16 protein-coding genes are annotated in these 15,237 nt (G+C 64.7%); 7 read left to right on the top strand and 9 right to left on the bottom strand.

Annotation, left to right across the window (positions count from 1 at the left end):
• The first annotated feature begins 168 nt into the window (after positions 1-168).
• Complete coding sequence (locus ABZO33_RS04730; RefSeq protein WP_414535034.1) at positions 169-468, top strand: PilZ domain-containing protein; 300 nt, start codon at positions 169-171, stop codon at positions 466-468.
• A gap of 51 nt (positions 469-519) precedes the next feature.
• Here ABZO33_RS04730 and ABZO33_RS04725 read toward each other — a convergent pair whose 3' ends face one another.
• Entirely contained in the window at positions 520-1,227 is a 708-nt protein-coding gene (locus ABZO33_RS04725; RefSeq protein ID WP_414535033.1) for a VacJ family lipoprotein, read from the bottom strand.
• Positions 1,228-1,415: 188 nt separating this feature from the next.
• Between ABZO33_RS04725 and ABZO33_RS04720 the strand changes: the two genes are divergently transcribed.
• Together ABZO33_RS04720 and ABZO33_RS04715 are read left to right on the top strand one after the other, a co-directional pair.
• Positions 1,416-1,967, top strand: coding sequence for a phosphonoacetaldehyde phosphonohydrolase-related protein (locus ABZO33_RS04720; RefSeq protein WP_414535032.1), 552 nt, complete (start codon positions 1,416-1,418; stop codon positions 1,965-1,967).
• Between the two features lie 123 nt (positions 1,968-2,090).
• Positions 2,091-2,354, top strand: a complete 264-nt coding sequence (locus ABZO33_RS04715) for a DUF4404 family protein (RefSeq protein WP_031315272.1) — start codon at positions 2,091-2,093, stop codon at positions 2,352-2,354.
• Between the two features lie 126 nt (positions 2,355-2,480).
• On the opposite strand, the gene queF is transcribed toward ABZO33_RS04715, so the two are convergent.
• Together queF and ABZO33_RS04705 are read right to left on the bottom strand one after the other, a co-directional pair.
• Entirely contained in the window at positions 2,481-3,311 is an 831-nt protein-coding gene (queF, locus tag ABZO33_RS04710; protein ID WP_414535031.1) for an NADPH-dependent 7-cyano-7-deazaguanine reductase QueF, read from the bottom strand.
• A 68-nt stretch (positions 3,312-3,379) separates the two neighbouring features.
• Entirely contained in the window at positions 3,380-3,880 is a 501-nt protein-coding gene (locus ABZO33_RS04705) for a plastocyanin/azurin family copper-binding protein (protein WP_414535030.1), read from the bottom strand.
• A gap of 257 nt (positions 3,881-4,137) precedes the next feature.
• Between ABZO33_RS04705 and ABZO33_RS04700 the strand changes: the two genes are divergently transcribed.
• Together ABZO33_RS04700 and ABZO33_RS04695 are read left to right on the top strand one after the other, a co-directional pair.
• Positions 4,138-4,818 (top strand): heavy metal response regulator transcription factor, encoded by a 681-nt coding sequence (locus ABZO33_RS04700; protein WP_414535029.1) that lies wholly within the window; start codon positions 4,138-4,140, stop codon positions 4,816-4,818.
• The gene (locus ABZO33_RS04695) at positions 4,815-6,161 is read left to right on the top strand and encodes a heavy metal sensor histidine kinase (RefSeq protein WP_414535669.1); all 1,347 of its coding nucleotides are present in this window, start codon (positions 4,815-4,817) and stop codon (positions 6,159-6,161) included. Before ABZO33_RS04700 ends, ABZO33_RS04695 begins: the two co-directional genes overlap by 4 nt.
• Positions 6,162-6,192: 31 nt before the next feature.
• Here the strand turns inward: ABZO33_RS04695 and ABZO33_RS04690 are convergent, their stop codons facing one another.
• The 3 genes from ABZO33_RS04690 to ABZO33_RS04680 form a co-directional block, all read right to left on the bottom strand.
• Positions 6,193-7,437, bottom strand: a complete 1,245-nt coding sequence (locus ABZO33_RS04690) for a lipoprotein-releasing ABC transporter permease subunit (RefSeq protein ID WP_414535028.1) — start codon at positions 7,435-7,437, stop codon at positions 6,193-6,195.
• Positions 7,438-7,498: 61 nt separating this feature from the next.
• On the bottom strand, positions 7,499-8,182 hold the full coding sequence (lolD, locus tag ABZO33_RS04685) for a lipoprotein-releasing ABC transporter ATP-binding protein LolD (RefSeq protein ID WP_172670900.1): 684 nt from the start codon (positions 8,180-8,182) through the stop codon (positions 7,499-7,501).
• A 7-nt stretch (positions 8,183-8,189) separates the two neighbouring features.
• A complete protein-coding gene (locus ABZO33_RS04680; protein ID WP_414535027.1) occupies positions 8,190-9,440 on the bottom strand; it encodes a lipoprotein-releasing ABC transporter permease subunit in 1,251 nt (416 codons plus the stop codon).
• 93 nt (positions 9,441-9,533) lie between these two features.
• Between ABZO33_RS04680 and ABZO33_RS04675 the strand changes: the two genes are divergently transcribed.
• Complete coding sequence (locus tag ABZO33_RS04675) at positions 9,534-10,118, top strand: PilZ domain-containing protein (RefSeq protein ID WP_046856391.1); 585 nt, start codon at positions 9,534-9,536, stop codon at positions 10,116-10,118.
• Positions 10,119-10,148: 30 nt separating this feature from the next.
• The gene (locus ABZO33_RS04670; RefSeq protein ID WP_414535026.1) at positions 10,149-10,865 is read left to right on the top strand and encodes a glycerophosphodiester phosphodiesterase; all 717 of its coding nucleotides are present in this window, start codon (positions 10,149-10,151) and stop codon (positions 10,863-10,865) included.
• A 48-nt stretch (positions 10,866-10,913) separates the two neighbouring features.
• Here the strand turns inward: ABZO33_RS04670 and sthA are convergent, their stop codons facing one another.
• The 3 genes from sthA to ABZO33_RS04655 form a co-directional block, all read right to left on the bottom strand.
• Positions 10,914-12,308 carry a Si-specific NAD(P)(+) transhydrogenase gene (gene sthA / locus ABZO33_RS04665; protein WP_023631920.1) on the bottom strand — a complete coding sequence of 465 codons (1,395 nt, stop codon included), beginning with the start codon at positions 12,306-12,308 and terminating at the stop codon, positions 10,914-10,916.
• A 203-nt stretch (positions 12,309-12,511) separates the two neighbouring features.
• A complete protein-coding gene (locus tag ABZO33_RS04660) occupies positions 12,512-13,510 on the bottom strand; it encodes an FAD:protein FMN transferase (protein WP_414535668.1) in 999 nt (332 codons plus the stop codon).
• Positions 13,511-13,661: 151 nt separating this feature from the next.
• Positions 13,662-15,125: a glyceraldehyde-3-phosphate dehydrogenase gene (locus ABZO33_RS04655; protein WP_414535025.1), complete on the bottom strand. Its 1,464-nt coding sequence runs from the start codon at positions 15,123-15,125 to the stop codon at positions 13,662-13,664.
• Between the last annotated feature and the right edge of the window lie 112 nt (positions 15,126-15,237).

Below are 15,237 nucleotides of genomic sequence, written 5' to 3'. Positions count from 1 at the left end.
CAAGAAGACTGGTCCGGCAAATAGCGAGGTGCCCTGTAAGGCGCTGACGGTACTCCCATCCGCCAGGGGTTTCAAGCATGGCAAGGAAGACTTCCCCGCACTTTACAGGGCAAATCACCCGGCGTTATAAGAAAGCACATCAGTGCAACCTGACGAAAGGATGCAAGCATGTCCCAGCACCCCGTGGATTACAGCGAAAAACGTGATTTCATTCGCATGCGTATTGATGCCGAGGTCCAGCTGCTGCAGGCCGACCAGGTAATCAGCGCTGTGTGCATCGACCTCTCCAGCACCGGCATGCAGGTACAGGCGCCGCAGCGTTTCCAGGTGGGCGACCACCTCGAGGTGCGCATCGACTCCGACCACACGGCCCTCGCGGGGCTGCATGCCAGCACCGAAGTGGTGTGGATCGCCGACCAGCCAGGCGGTGCGCAGCGCTTCGGCTTGCGCATCCTGGCCATGCATTGAACTGTTACGAAAAAGGCGACCCGAGGGTCGCCTTTTGCGTAAGCAGGCAGATCAGAAGTCGTCTTCGACCTCGCCGTCCTTGACCTTGAACTCGCGGTTCTGCAGGTAGGCGTTGCGCAGGAAGATGTACTTGTCGCCCTGGATCAGCTTTTCCGCCGACAGCAGGCTGGCGCGGGTGTCGATCACGTCCATGGCGACGATCGAGTTGCGCGTCGGCACATGGTCGATGTAACGGTAGGGCTCGGTGTAGGTGTCCGGGTACTTGGCCAGGCCGTCACGCACGGTGCTTGGGCCAAGGAACGGGATGACCACGTACGGCCCGCTGGGCACGCCCCAGTAGCCGAGGGTCTGGCCGAAGTCTTCGTCGTTGCGCTGCAGGCCCATCTTGGTGCCAACGTCGAAGAAACCACCCAGGCCGAAGGTGGTGTTGACGATCAGCCGCGCCGTGTCGACGCCCGCCGCATGGGGCTTGAGCTGCAACACGTTGTTGGCCAGGTTGGTGACATCGCCCAGGTTACGGAAGACATTGTGGATGCCATCTTCGAGGAACTGCGGGGTGACGAACTGATAACCCTGGGCCAACGGCTTGAGGGCATAGGTGTCGAGGACGTCGTTGAACCGGAAGATCGGTCGGTTCACCGCCTCCCACGGATCCTCCTCGGTGGCCGCCTGGGTAGCTGCCACGGGCGCCAGCAGCAAGCCGGCGCAGACACAGGCCTGGGTGACTCGCTCGATCACTCCGGCACCGATCCTACGCATAGATGTTTCTCCATCGGATTTCACGGCGGCAACGGCCTTTGGCACGCTGCTCGATAGGGCGCAAGTATACTGGCTTGCTGGCCGAACGATAGTTTTACATATCAGCGTCAAGAATTTGTGAACAACTGTAGCCGTCATCCGCCGGTAACAATCGCTGGTTAGCCTGCGGGTTATTTAGGGACGTTGCCATGCAAGACGCACCCGCCTTCACCGCTGTGCTGTTCGGTCTGCGCGGCTGTCTGGTCCAGGCGACCGACGGCAGCCCCCTGCCCGCCCCCGGCGCCCTGGATTCCCTGCTTCGCCTGCGCTCGCAGCAGGTGCCGTGCATCTGGCTTGACGAACTCAGCGCCACCCTGGGCAAACGCCTGAGCAGCGTGCTGCCCGACTGGTTGCCGGGCCACTGCGCCAATGGCAGCAAATGGCCGACCCCCAACGCCTGCTGGCAGGCGCTGATGAACTTGCAAAGCCAGCGCCTGGACGGCTGCGTGCTGGTCAGTGGCGAGCCGCTGCTGTTGCAGTCAGGGCTCAACGCCGGCCTGTGGACGGTGGGCCTCGCGGCCTGCGATCAGGGCTCGGCGCAATGGCAGGCGCTGAGCCGGCAGGAACAGGAGCTGGCCCGTGGCAAGGCCACCCTGGCGCTGTTCGGCCTGGGCGTGCACTCGGTGATCGACCACCTCGAATCCCTCGACACGTGCCTGGCGGACATCGCCCAGCGCCGGCACAAGGGCGAGAAACCCTGATACATCCCCGTTGATGCGGGTCATGCAAAGCGTCGGCAGGTGGATTACGCTAGAGGACAGGCCCGAACCTTTGCCGCTTCGCTGAGGTCCATGCCTTGCCAAGTCATTGATGGAGTATGAACAATGCCTGCCCGCGAACTGCAAGAGCGCCTGAATAGCCTGCGCGAGCAACTGGATCGCAATGTGCCGCTTTCGGAAGAGGAGCTGGCCAGCCTGCATGAAGAAGCCAGGCAGATCGAGGCCCAGCTCAAGCTTGAGGAAGCCACCCCGGACAACAACCTCGTCGACGGCGTAAACCTCGCCATCGAACGCTTCGAGGCCGAACATCCCGACCTTACCGCCACCTTGCGCAGCATTGCCAACTCGCTGCACAGCATGGGGATCTGATCAGGTTGCGCTGTCGCGCATAAACAGGGGCGTGGGAGCGGGCTTGCCCCGCGATACCGGTGTAGCCGGTGCCATCCATCGCGGGGCAAGCCCGCTCCCACGAGTGTCCTTCGACACGCTCAAAAACTACTGACGCACCAACCGCAGGTTCTGCGGATTGATCGCCCCGGTGCTGCGATACGGGTTGATATCCAGCCCGCCACGGCGCACATACCGCGCGTATACCGTCAGGTGCTCAGGCTTGAGCAGGTTCTTCAGGTCCAGGTAGATCCGCTCCACGCACTGCTCATGGAAGTCGGCATGCTGGCGGAAGCTGATCAGGTAGGTCAGCAGGCTGGCAGGGTCCAGCGCCGGCCCCTTGTACTCCACCACCACGCTACCCCAGTCCGGCTGGCCGGTGACCGGGCAGTTGGATTTGAGCAGGTGGCTGTGCAGCGTCTCCTCCACCACCCGCTCCGAGGAGCAGCGCAGCAGTTCCGGTTGCGGCTGCTCGTAGTTGCTGATGCTCACATCCAGCGCGTCGATGCACTGGCCCGGCAAGGCAGTCACGCCTTGGCCTTCGACCTCGGCCAGGGTGCTGACCTTGACCGCGACCGGCTTGCCCGCGGCAGCAGACAGGTCTTTCACCAAGCACGCCTGCAACTCGGCCACCGAGGCGAACACTGTCTGGTTCAGCGAGTTGAGGTACAGCTTGAAGGACTTGGACTCGATGATGTTCGGCGAATCGCAGGGAATGGCGAACTCGCCGATGGCCACCACCGGCTTGCCCGAAGGCAGCAGCCAGGACAGCTCGAAGCAGTTCCAGAAATCCACGCCCTGCCACGGCAGCGCGTCACCGCTCACGCCCAGCTCGGCCCATTTGGCCAGGCGGGGAATCGGGAACAGCAGCGCGGGGGTGTAGGTGGCGATGTATTCGCTGGACTTGCCCAGCGGGGAATGTTCGGCGGCGGGATGCATGGAAACTGACCTGAAGGTTCGAAATTGCCCTTAGTCTACCGGTTTTGCGCCCCGCCTTGGAGCGGATGTCACTCGATGGTCAAGGGCCCGACCATGCCCGCCTGGTAGTGGCCCGGCACGTTGCAGGCAAATTCAATGGGCGCCGACTTGTGGAAGGTCCAGGTCAGCTCGGCGCGCTGGCCGGGCTGCACCAGCACGGTATTGCCGCCCGCATGGCCGTGGCCAGCGCCCATCTGGCCATGGTCCATGCCTTCGTGGTTCATCCCGGCGGTGAAGATCTTGCCTTGCATGGCGACCATTTCCTTCTGGTGCTCGACGTGCATGGCCTTGTCGCCCAAGTTGAACTCATGGGGCAGCTTGCCTTCGTTGACCAACACAAAGCGCACGGTCTCGCCGGCCTTGACCTTGAGGTCCTTGGGTTCAAAGGCGATGTCCTTGAGCACCACCTCGACGGTACGGGTGGCCTTGGCTGCCAGCGCTGGCTCGCCGAAGGCGAAGGATTTGGCTTCGCCAGCGAAGGTGGGCAGGCTGGTCAGGGCAAGCGCGGCGGTGAGGAACAGGTGTTTCATGGGTGACTCCAGATCAATGCAGCGAAGATGGCGCCATTGTCGAAAAGGCTGGCTGGCAGCTGGCTGACGGGAAGATTACAACTTTGTCAGCTTGGGCAGGCCGCCAGATCGTCACGTATCATTTCCTCGAAGGCTTTGTGGGAGCGGGCTTGCCCCGCGACTGCACTCGCCCAGGCCACCCTCTCGCGGGGCAAGCCCGCTCCCACGAAAACCGTTCCCCAGCGCACGCCACAAGCCACATCACTACAAGGACTGTCATGAAACTGCTGATCGTCGAAGACCAGGCCAAGACCGGCCAGTACCTGAGCCAGGGCCTGAGCGAGGCCGGTTTCGCCACCGAACTGGCCAACGACGGCGACACCGGCCAGCACCTGGCTCTGAGCGGCGACCACGACCTGCTGATCCTCGACGTGATGCTGCCGGGGCGCAACGGCTGGCAGATCCTCCAGGCCGTGCGCCAGGCCGGGCTGGACACCCCGGTGCTGTTCCTCACCGCCCGCGATGCCGTCGAGGACCGCGTCCATGGCCTGGAGCTGGGCGCCGACGACTACCTGGTCAAACCCTTCGCCTTCTCCGAACTGCTGGCCCGGGTGCGCAGCCTGCTGCGCCGGGGCGCCAACGCCAGCCAGGACACCTGCCTGGCCCTGGCCGACCTGCGCCTGGACCTGATCCGCCGCCGCGCCGAGCGGGCCGGCCAGCGCGTCGACCTGACCGCCAAGGAATTCGCCCTGCTCGAACTGCTGCTGCGCCGCCAGGGCGAGGTGCTGCCCAAGTCGCTGATCGCCTCGCAGGTATGGGACATGAACTTCGACAGCGACACCAACGTCATCGAGGTGGCCATCCGCCGCCTGCGCCTGAAGATCGACGACAGCCATGCCACCAAGCTGATCCACACCGTGCGCGGCATGGGCTACGTGCTCGAAGAGCGCCTCGACTGATGCGCCGCCTGTCCCTGGGCAGCCGCCTGGCGCTGCTGTTCGCCGCCTGCACCGCCGCCGTGTCGCTGGGCGCCGGCCTGCTGTTCAGCCGCGCCAGCGAGGAGCATTTCGTCGAACTCGACCAGCAATTGCTCAGTGGCCGGCTTTCGCTGATGAGCAGCCTGCTCGCCGGCGTCGCCACCCAGGAGCAACTGGCCATGCGCCTGCCGGCGCTGCTCAACGAACTGAGTCACCAGTCCGACCTGGCTTTGCGTGTGCGTGGCGCCGACGGCACGCTCTGGTTCGCCAGCCGCGGCGAGCTGCCGCAAGCCCCCGCCCCCACCGGCCTGGCCACGCTGCACAGCCACGGGGTTGATTACCGCAGCCTCAGCGCGCCACTGATCGACGGCCAGCCCGCTTCACCACAACTGACCCTGCTCCTCGACATCACCCACCACCAGCACTTCCTGCAAGGCATGCAGCGGCTGATCTGGTTCACCGTCGGCCTGTCGGCGCTGGCCACCGCGCTGCTCGGCGCCTGGGCCGTACGCCGCGGCCTGAAACCGCTGCGGCAGATGGGCAAGGTGGCCGCCAGCGTCACCGCCGGCTCGCTGACCACGCGCCTGCCGGTCGCCGAGATGCCCGAGGAACTGGCCGAACTGGCCGCCACCGTCAACGCCATGCTGCAGCGCCTGGACGACGCCTTCCAGCGCCTGTCGGCCTTCTCCGCCGACATTGCCCACGAATTGCGCACGCCGCTGTCCAACCTGCTGACCCACACGCAGGTCACCCTCACCCGCCCGCGCAGCCTCGAGGAATACCGCGAGGCCCTGCACGGCAACCTCGAGGAACTGCAGTGGATGGCCCAGCTGGTCAACGACATGCTCTACCTGGCCAAGGCCGACCACGGCCTGCTGATGCCCAGCCGCCAGGCGCTGGACCTGGCGACCGAGGTCGATGCGTTGTTGGAGTACTACGCACCGCTGGCCGAGGACGCCGAGGTGCGCTTGCTGCGTGAGGGCCAGGCCCACACCGAAGGCGACCGACACATGTTGCGCCGGGCGCTATCCAACTTGCTGGACAACGCCCTGCGCTTCACCCCCGCCGGTGGGGAGATCCGGGTAAGCCTGGAGCCAGGGCTGCACATCGTGGTGGCCAACACCGGGCCAGCGATTGCGCCGCAAATGCTTGAGCGATTGTTCGACCGCTTCTACCGGGCGGATCCAGCGCGCCAGGAAGGCAGCAGCGAGCATGCGGGGTTGGGGCTGGCGATCACCCGCTCGATCGTGCAGGCGCACGGTGGGAAGATTCGGGCAGAGTGTGAAGATGGCTGGACCCGGTTCGTGATCGAGTTGCCTGCGTAGGGGCGCAAAGCGCCCCCGGTGTTGCAATGTCCTACTCGTAACGCAATGCCATCGCCGGTTCGATCTGCGAGGCGCGGTACGCAGGGTAAATGGTCGCCAGGAAGCTCATCACCAGCCCGGCCACGCAGATGATCGCCACATCGCCCCATTGCAGCTCCGACGGCAGGCTGCTGATGAAGTAGATGTCGGAGGTGAAGATATGCTGGCCGCTGACTCGCTCGAGCCAACCGACCACCGCGCTGACGTTCAGCGCCAGGATCACCCCGAGCACACCGCCAAGCAAGGTACCGACGATGCCGATCAAGCTACCCTGGACCATGAACGTGCCCATGATCTGCGCCGGCGTGGCGCCAATGGTGCGCAGGATGGCGATATCCGCGCCCTTGTCGTTCACCACCATCACCAGGGTGGCGATGATATTGAACGCGGCCACGGCGATGATCATCATCAGCAGCAGGCCGATCATGGTCTTTTCCATCTTCATCGCGCTGAACAGGCTGCCCTGGGTGTGCGACCAGTCATCGGCGCGGTAGCCATCGCCCAGGCCCGCGGCGATGGCCTTGGACACTTGCGGCGCGGCATACAGGTCATGCAGTTTCAGGCGCACGCCCTGCACCTGGCCCGGTGCCCAGCGCTGCATCTCGCCGGCATCGGCGACGTGGATGTAGGCCTGGGAGCCATCCAGCTCGGCACCGACCTTGAAAATGCCAACCACCGTCAGGCGCTGCATGCGCGGGGTGATGCCGCCCGGCTCCTTGCTGATCTCCGGGACGATCAGGGTCAGCTTGTCGCCGGTGTTCAGGCGAAAACGCCGCGCGGTCAATTCACCGATGACCACGCCATACTCGCCCGGCACCAGGTCCTGCAGGCTGCCCTGAACGATGTGCTGGGTGACGATGGAGACCTTGCCCTCCTCGGCCGGGTCGATGCCGGCGACCTGGATCGGCTGCATCGCCCCCTTGTACGAGAGCATGCCTTCCATCTCGGTGATTGGCGCTGCGGCCATCACCGCCGGGTTGCCTTCGGCAGCGGCGGCGACCTTGCGCCAGTCGTCCAGCGGCTGCGCGCCGAGGATAGCAGCGTGTGGCACCAGGCCAAGCACCCGCGAACTCATCTCGCGCTGGAAGCCGTTCATCACCGACAGCACCGTGATCATCGCCAGCACCCCAAGCGACAGCCCGATCATCGAGGTCATGGAGATGAACGAGATGAAGTGGTTGCGACGCTTGGCACGGGTGTAGCGAGCACCGATGAACAAGGACAAGGGTCTGAACATGAACAGGGATACCCAATCTAAGTGTGAACCGGGACGCCTCGGGGCGCCCCGCGCAGGCGATTCAGATCGCCACCAGGTGCCCGTCTTCCAGGCTCAGCACACGGTCCATCTGGCGCGCCAGGTTGAGGTCGTGGGTCACTACCAGGAAGGCGGTCTGCGAGTGGGTCGACAGCTCGCGCATCAGCTCCTGGATACCCTGGGCGGTGTGGTGGTCGAGGTTGCCGGTGGGCTCGTCGAGCATCACCAGGCCCGGGCGGTTGACCAGGGCGCGGGCAATCGCCACGCGCTGGCGCTCACCGCCGGACAGCTCGGCCGGCTTGTGATTGAGGCGGTGGCCCAGGCCGACGCGCTTGAGCAGCGCCTCGGCGCGCTCGCGGGCCTCGCTGATCGGCGTCTTGCCGATCAGCAGCGGCATGCAGGCGTTTTCCAGGGCGGTGAACTCTGCCAGTAGGTGGTGGAACTGGTAGACGAAGCCCAGCGCGCGATTGCGCAGCAGGCCGCGGGCCCGCTCGCCCAGTGCCGACAGCTCTTCGCCAGCCAGCCAGACACTGCCCTGGGTCGGCGTGTCGAGGCCGCCCAGCAGGTTGAGCAGGGTACTCTTGCCCGAACCCGAACTGCCGACGATGGCCACCCGCTCGCCCGGGTGCAGTTCGAGGTTCAACCCCGACAACACCTGCACCGACTCCGGGCCTTCCTCGTAGCTCTTGCCCAGGTTGCGGCAGCTCAATACGGCTTTATCACTCATGCGCGACTCACTCATAACGTAGCGCCTCTGCAGGCTGGGTGCGCGAGGCGCGCCAGGCCGGGTACAGGGTGGCGAAGAAACTCAGGACCAGCGCCGCACCGCAGACCATGTACACGTCCTGGGCCTGGATCTGCGACGGCAGGTAATCGATGAAGTACACGTCGGCATTGAGGAACTTGTGCCCGATCAGGGTTTCGATGCCGGCGATGGCCGCGCTCACGTTGAGCGCGCCAAGGATGCCCAGCACCGCGCCGATCAGCGTGCCGACCACGCCGATCACCGTGCCCTGGACCATGAAGATGGCCATGATCTGCCCGGGCGTGGCGCCCAGGGTGCGCAGGATGGCGATGTCGCCGCGCTTGTCGTTGACCACCATCACCAGGGTGGAAATGATGTTGAACGCCGCCACCGCCACGATCAGCAACAGCAACAGGCCGATCATGGATTTCTCCATGCGGATCGCCTGGTACAGGTTGCCGTGGGTGCGGGTCCAGTCTCGCGGGTAGTACTCCTGCTCGCCCAGCTGCTGGGCAATGGCCCAGGTGGCGCGCGGCGCCTGGAACAGGTCGTCGAACTTCAGGCGCACACCCTGGACCTGGTCGGCCTTCCAGCGATGCAGGCGCGACAGGTCGGCGATGTTGGTCAGGCCCAGGTAGCCGTCGATCTCGCCGGCGCCGACGTGGAAGGTGCCGACCACGGTGAAGCGCTTCATGCGCGGGAACATGCCTGCCGGGGTGACGCTGACCTCGGGGGCGACGAAGGTCAGCTTGTCGCCGATGCCCACGCCCAGCTTGGCCGCGGCCTTGTCGCCGATCATGATGCCCCACTCGCCCGGCGCCAGCTTGTCGAGGCTGCCGTCGAGGACGAACTTGTCGATGATCGACACCTCGCGCTCGCGGGCCGGATCGATGCCGTTAAGCAGCACCTTCTGCACCTTGCCTTCATGGGTCAGCAGGCCCTGCATCTGGGTGAAGGGCGCAACCGCCAGCACCTGCGGATTCTGCTTTACTTTAGAGGCGAGGGCCTGCCAGTCGTTGATCGGCTGGCCGGTCTCCAGCGTGGCATGGGGGATCATCCCCAGCACGCGGGTACGCATCTCGTGGTCGAACCCGTTCATCACCGAGAGCACCACGATCATCACCACCACGCCCAGGGCGAGGCCGATCATCGAGGTGAGCGAAATGAACGAGACGAAGTGATTGCGGCGCTTGGCACGGGTGTAACGCGTACCAATGAATACGAATAGAGGTCTGAACATGTCGGGGCTTGTTCGGATGAAAGGGAACGTCCTTGTGGCGAGGCGCCTACGGCGGCTTTACACTCGGACCACCGCCGTAACCTTGGGTTCGCCATGACGACATTAGACGAAGAAGATCGCCGCGAATACTACCGCATCGAAGATCGGATCGCACTTCAAATCAGCCCCCTCAGCGCGGCCGAAGCCCTTGAGACAGAACTGTTGCAGGATGATTCGGAGCTGTTCAACCTGCTCAGCGAACTGCACCTGTCGGACTTCGAGTCGCAACACCTGCTGCGCCAGTTGAGCGAGAAGGACCGCACCCTGGCCGCCTTCCTGCGCGCCCAGAACAAACGCCTGGACCTGCTCAGCGCCGTGGTCGCGCAAACCCTGATCGGCGAAATCGGCCAGCCGACGCCGGTGATCATCTCCGAAGGCGGCATCGAGTTCGCCCAGGCGCAGAAGATCGCGCCCGGCACCCGGGTCAAGGTGAAGATGGTGCTGATGCCCCGCGCCCATGGCCTGCTGCTGCGCGGCCGGGTCACCCATTGCGACCCGCGCCCGGACGGCGACTTCGAGGTCGGCACCGAATTCATCGACATGACCGACGCCCAGCGCCAGCTCCTGGCCCGCTACATCCTGCAGCGCCAGCAACAGCAACGGCGCCAGGCGCTGGAGCAGAACGAGCCGGACGCATAAGCCCTTTCTCCCTGATTTGAAGGAACGAACGTGACCCTGATCTATGGCCACCGCGGCGCCAAGGGCGAAGCACCCGAGAACACCCTGCAGAGTTTCCGCCAGTGCCTGTCCCATGGCGTGGACCGCTGCGAACTCGACCTGCACCTGTCGGCCGACAACGAGCTGATGGTGATCCACGACCCGACCCTCAAGCGCACCACCGGCCGGCGCGGCAAGGTGGTCGAGCACACGGCGGCCGACTTGGTCACCTACGACGCGCGCAAGGGCGGCCCGGGCCATGTGCAGCCCTGCCCTATCCCGCGCCTTGAAGAGCTGTTCGAAAAATGCGCCTTCGAGCACTGGCAACTGGAGGTCAAGAGTGCCTCGCGCACCCGCGCCGCCAGCACGGTGCTGGCGATCCGCGAACTGGCCCTGCAGCACGGCCTGCTGGACAAGGTGACCATCACCTCGAGCTCACGGGAAGTGCTCGGCGCCGCGCAGGAGCTGGTGCCGGACGTGAAGCGCGGACTGGTTGCCGAGTACGCCTGGCTCGACCCGTTGAAGGTCGCGCAAAACTACGGCTGCGAGATGCTGGCGTTGAACTGGACACTGTGCACCCCCGAACGCCTGTTGAAGGCGCAGAAACAGGGGCTGCATGTGTCGGTATGGACGGTCAACGAACCGGCACTGATGCGCCGGCTCGCTGACTTTGGCGTGGACAGCCTGATTACAGACTTTCCCGGTTTGGCCAGGACCACCCTCGGGTAGGGCTGAAATCGGTCTCCCCGACCGGCTCAGGCCACCGGTCGGAGCCGCTCAAAAAAGCCGGTTCAGACCATCATAGGCGGCTACCCGATAGGCCTCGGCCATGGTCGGGTAGTTGAAGGTGGTGTTGACGAAGTACTTCAGGTTGTTCTGCTCGCCCGGCTGGTTCATCACCGCCTGGCCGATGTGGACGATCTCCGAGGCCTGGTAGCCGAAGCAGTGCACGCCCAGGACCTCCAGGGTCTCGCGGTGGAACAGGATCTTCAGCATGCCTTGCGGCTCGCCGGCGATCTGCGCGCGGGCCATGCTCTTGAAGAAGGCCTTGCCCACTTCGTAGGGCACCTTGGCCTGGGTCAGTTCCTGCTCGTTCTTGCCGATCGAGCTGATCTCCGGAATGGTGTAGATGCCGGTCGGCACGTCGTTGACGAAGCGCCAGCTGCCGTTGTCGACGATGCTGCCAGCCGCCGAGCGGCCCTGGTCGTGGGCGGCGCTGGCCAGGCTCGGCCAGCCGATCACGTCACCGGCGCCGTAGATGTTCGGCACGCTGGTGCGGTAGGTCTCGTCGACCTCGATCTGGCCGCGGCTGTTGACCTTGATACCGATGTTCTCCAGGCCCAGCTTGTCGGTGTTGCCGGTACGGCCGTTGCACCACAGCAAGGCGTCGGCCTTGATCTTCTTGCCCGACTTCAGGTGCAGGATCACCCCGTTGTCCAGGCCTTCGACACGGTCGTACTCCTCGTTGTGGCGCACGGTGATGTTGTTGTTGCTGAAGTGGTAGCTCAGCGCCTGGGAAATTTCCGAGTCGAGGAAGCTCAGCAGCTGGCCGCGATTGTCGACCAGCTCCACCAGCACACCCAGCCCGCTGAAGATCGAGGCGTACTCGCAACCGATCACCCCGGCGCCGTAGACGATCAGCTTGCGCGGGGTATGGCTGAGGCTGAGGATGGTGTCGCTGTCGTAGACGCGCGGGTGGTGGAAGTCGATGTCGGCCGGGCGGTACGGGCGCGAGCCGGTGGCAATGATGATGTGCTTGGCGTTGAGCTTCTCGACCACGCCGTTGGGGCACACCACTTCGACGGTCTGCTCGTCGGCGAAGCTGCCGGTGCCGACGAACACATCGACGCGGTTGCGCGCATAGTAGCCGGTGCGCGAGGCGACCTGCTTGCTGATGACCTTCTCGGCGCTCTTGAGCACGTCGGGGAAGGAGAACCAGCGCGGCTCGCCGATGGCGCGGAACATCGGGTTGGTGTTGAACTGCATGATCTGCCGCACGGAGTGACGCAGCGCCTTGGACGGGATGGTGCCCAGGTGGGTGCAGTTGCCACCGACCTGGCGACGGCTGTCGACCATGGCCACCTTGCGCCCTGCTTTGGCGGCGTTCATTGCCGCGCCCTCACCGGCCGGGCCGGAACCCAGCACCACTACGTCGTAGTTGTAGACAGCCATGCGTACTCCTTCAGAACTGGCCCGCCGGCCGGTTGGCCGCGGGGCGCGATCATGTCGCCGGGGCGCCATGAGAAAATTCGGGTGCAGTCTAATCAAGCGTGAACGCCGCGCACATTAACCCTTGGTCGCGTCGTAGGCCATTATTGCCTGCACTACATGTCGTTGCACCGTTTCCCTGGCATCGATCATCCGTGGCTTGCCTATCACTCGCCTTTCACCCGCCGCTCGAAGGCCGGCGTGGAACGGGAGACGAAACCACCCTCGACCCGGGTCACCAGCACCGCGGCGATACCGTGGGCGATGGCGAAATCCCAGCCTTGCTGCGGCCCGAGGATCAACAGCAGGGTCGAGTAGCCGTCGGCCAGCAGCGCCGAGGCATCAAGTACCGTCACCGCCGCCAGGTCGTGGGCGACCGGGCGCCCGAGGCGGGCATCAAAGGTGTGCGAATAGCGCCGGCCATTGTCCTCGAAATAATGCCGATAGTCACCCGAGGTCGACACGGCCAGGTCCTGCACGTCGATGACCTGGCGGGCGATCTGGCGATCCTCGCGCGGCAGCTCCAGCGCCACCCGCCAGGCACTGCCATCGGGCTTGCGGCCCACGGCCTTGAGTTCACCAGTGGCCTCGGCGAGGAAGTTGTCGATACCCATGGCGCGCAGGCGCTCGGCGATCAGGTCGACGGCGTGGCCGGCGGCGATGCTGTTGAAATCCAGTTCGATGGCGGCGTCCTTGCACAGGGCCTCGCCTTCAAGGCGCAGGTGGCGGTAACCCACGCGCAGGCGCGCCCTGGCCAGCGCCTGCGGCTCGGGCACCTGCATTTCGCGGGCTTGCGGGCCGAAGCCCCAGAGGTCGAGCAGCGGCTCGACGGTGAGATCGAAGGCGCCCTGGCTCTGTTCGGCCAGGTGCTGGCCGAAGGTAACCAGCTCCAGCATGTCGGCATCGATGGGCAGGCACTGGTTGGCCGGCAACTGGTTGAAACGGCTGACGATGGAGTCGCCGCGGTAGGTGGAGTAATGCGCGTCGATGGCTTGCAGGATGTTTTCGACCGCCGCCTGCACCTGCGCCGGCGCCGGGCCGCCGGGCTGGCGCACGTACTGGATGCTGTAGCTGCTGCCCATGGTCGGGCCACCGAAGCGCTCGAGGGCTGGGCCTTGGTCGCAGGCTGAGAGCAGCATGAAGGTGAACAGCAGAACTGCGCGCAAATTGGAGATCTCAAGCATCTGGACCGGCCTCATCGCGGGGCAAGCCCGCTCCCACGGAAGGGAGCGTGGGAGCGGGCTTGCCCCGCGATGAGGCCAGGCAAAAAAAACGGGAACCCGAAGGTTCCCGTTTTCTCAACGCATTACAAGCGGATCAGCGTGGAAACGCTGGCGGGTTCACACCGGCCATGTCTTCCATCACGCGCACCACCTGGCAGCTGTAACCGAATTCGTTGTCGTACCAGACGTACAGGACAACACGGTTGTCGTTGCAGATGGTCGCCTCGGCGTCGACCACACCGGCATGGCGCGAACCAACGAAGTCGGTCGATACCACTTCCTGGGAGCTGACGTAGTCGATCTGCTTGTGCAGCTCGGAGTGCATGGCGGTCTGGCGCAGGTACTCGTTCAGCTCTTCGCGGTTGGTGCCCTTCTCGAGATTCAGGTTGAGAATGGCCATCGACACGTTCGGCGTCGGAACACGGATCGCGTTACCGGTCAGCTTGCCCTTGAGCACTGGCAGCGCCTTGGCGGCGGCAGTGGCGGCACCGGTCTCGGTGATGACCATGTTCAGCGGCGCGGCGCGGCCACGGCGGCTGCCCTTGTGGAAGTTGTCGATCAGGTTCTGGTCGTTGGTGAACGAGTGAACGGTTTCGACGTGGCCGTTGACGATGCCGTACTGGTCGTTGATGGCCTTGAGCACCGGCACGATGGCGTTGGTGGTGCAGGACGCCGCCGAGATGATCTTGTCGTCGGCGCTGATGTCGCCGTGGTTGATGCCGTGCACGATGTTCTTCAGCGCGCCCTTGCCAGGTGCGGTGAGGATCACGCGGGCGGCGCCCGGGCAGGCCAGGTGCTGGCCGAGGCCGTCGGCGTCACGCCAGACACCGGTATTGTCGACGATCAGCGCATCGTTGATGCCGTACTGGGTGTAGTCGACTTCGCTCGGGCTCTTGGCGTAGATCACCTGGATCAGGTTGCCGTTGGCGGTGATGGTGTTGTTGGCTTCATCGATGACGATGGTGCCGTCGAACGGACCGTGCACCGAGTCGCGGCGCAGCAGGCTGGCGCGCTTGACCAGGTCGTTCTCGGCGCCTTTGCGCACGACGATGGCGCGCAGGCGCAGGCCGTCGCCGCCACCGGTCTTCTCGATCAGGATGCGCGCCAGCAGGCGGCCGATGCGGCCGAAGCCGTACAGCACGACGTCGGTGCCCTTGCGTGCGGAAGCGTTCTGCTGACCCACGACGTCGGCCAGTTCGTCACGGACGAACTGCTCGGCGCTGCGGCCATTGCCTTCGGTCTTGAACTTGTTGGCCAGCTTGCCCAGGTCCACCGAGGCGGCGCCCAGCTTCAGCTCGCTCATGGCCTTGAGCAGAGGGAATGTCTCGTGGACGGACAGCTCGGTCTCGTCGGTCTGACGGTGACGGGCAAAGCGGTGGGCTTTGAGGATCGAGATAACCGAACGGTTGATCAGGCTGCGGCCATAGATCGAGCTCACCACGTTGTTGTTGCGGTAGAGCTGACCGATAAGCGGGATCATCGCTTCAGCCAGGGCTTCACGATCGATCCACTCACCAAGACACTGGTCGGGCTTCTGAGTCACGGTAACCTTCCACATGTAGGGGAACAAAAAAGGGGCTACATTATGACGCCCCGCGGCGTATCGGGCAATGAGCGCCTGTCGCCGTCGCCAAGCCCCGTCGCCAAGCCCTTTGGAACCTGACAGCGCG

Source organism: Pseudomonas sp. CAM1A (assembly GCF_047501685.1).
Classification (GTDB): domain Bacteria; phylum Pseudomonadota; class Gammaproteobacteria; order Pseudomonadales; family Pseudomonadaceae; genus Aquipseudomonas.
The sequence above is the reverse complement of the archived record's forward strand: the minus strand, read 5'-3'. Positions and strand labels throughout refer to the sequence as shown.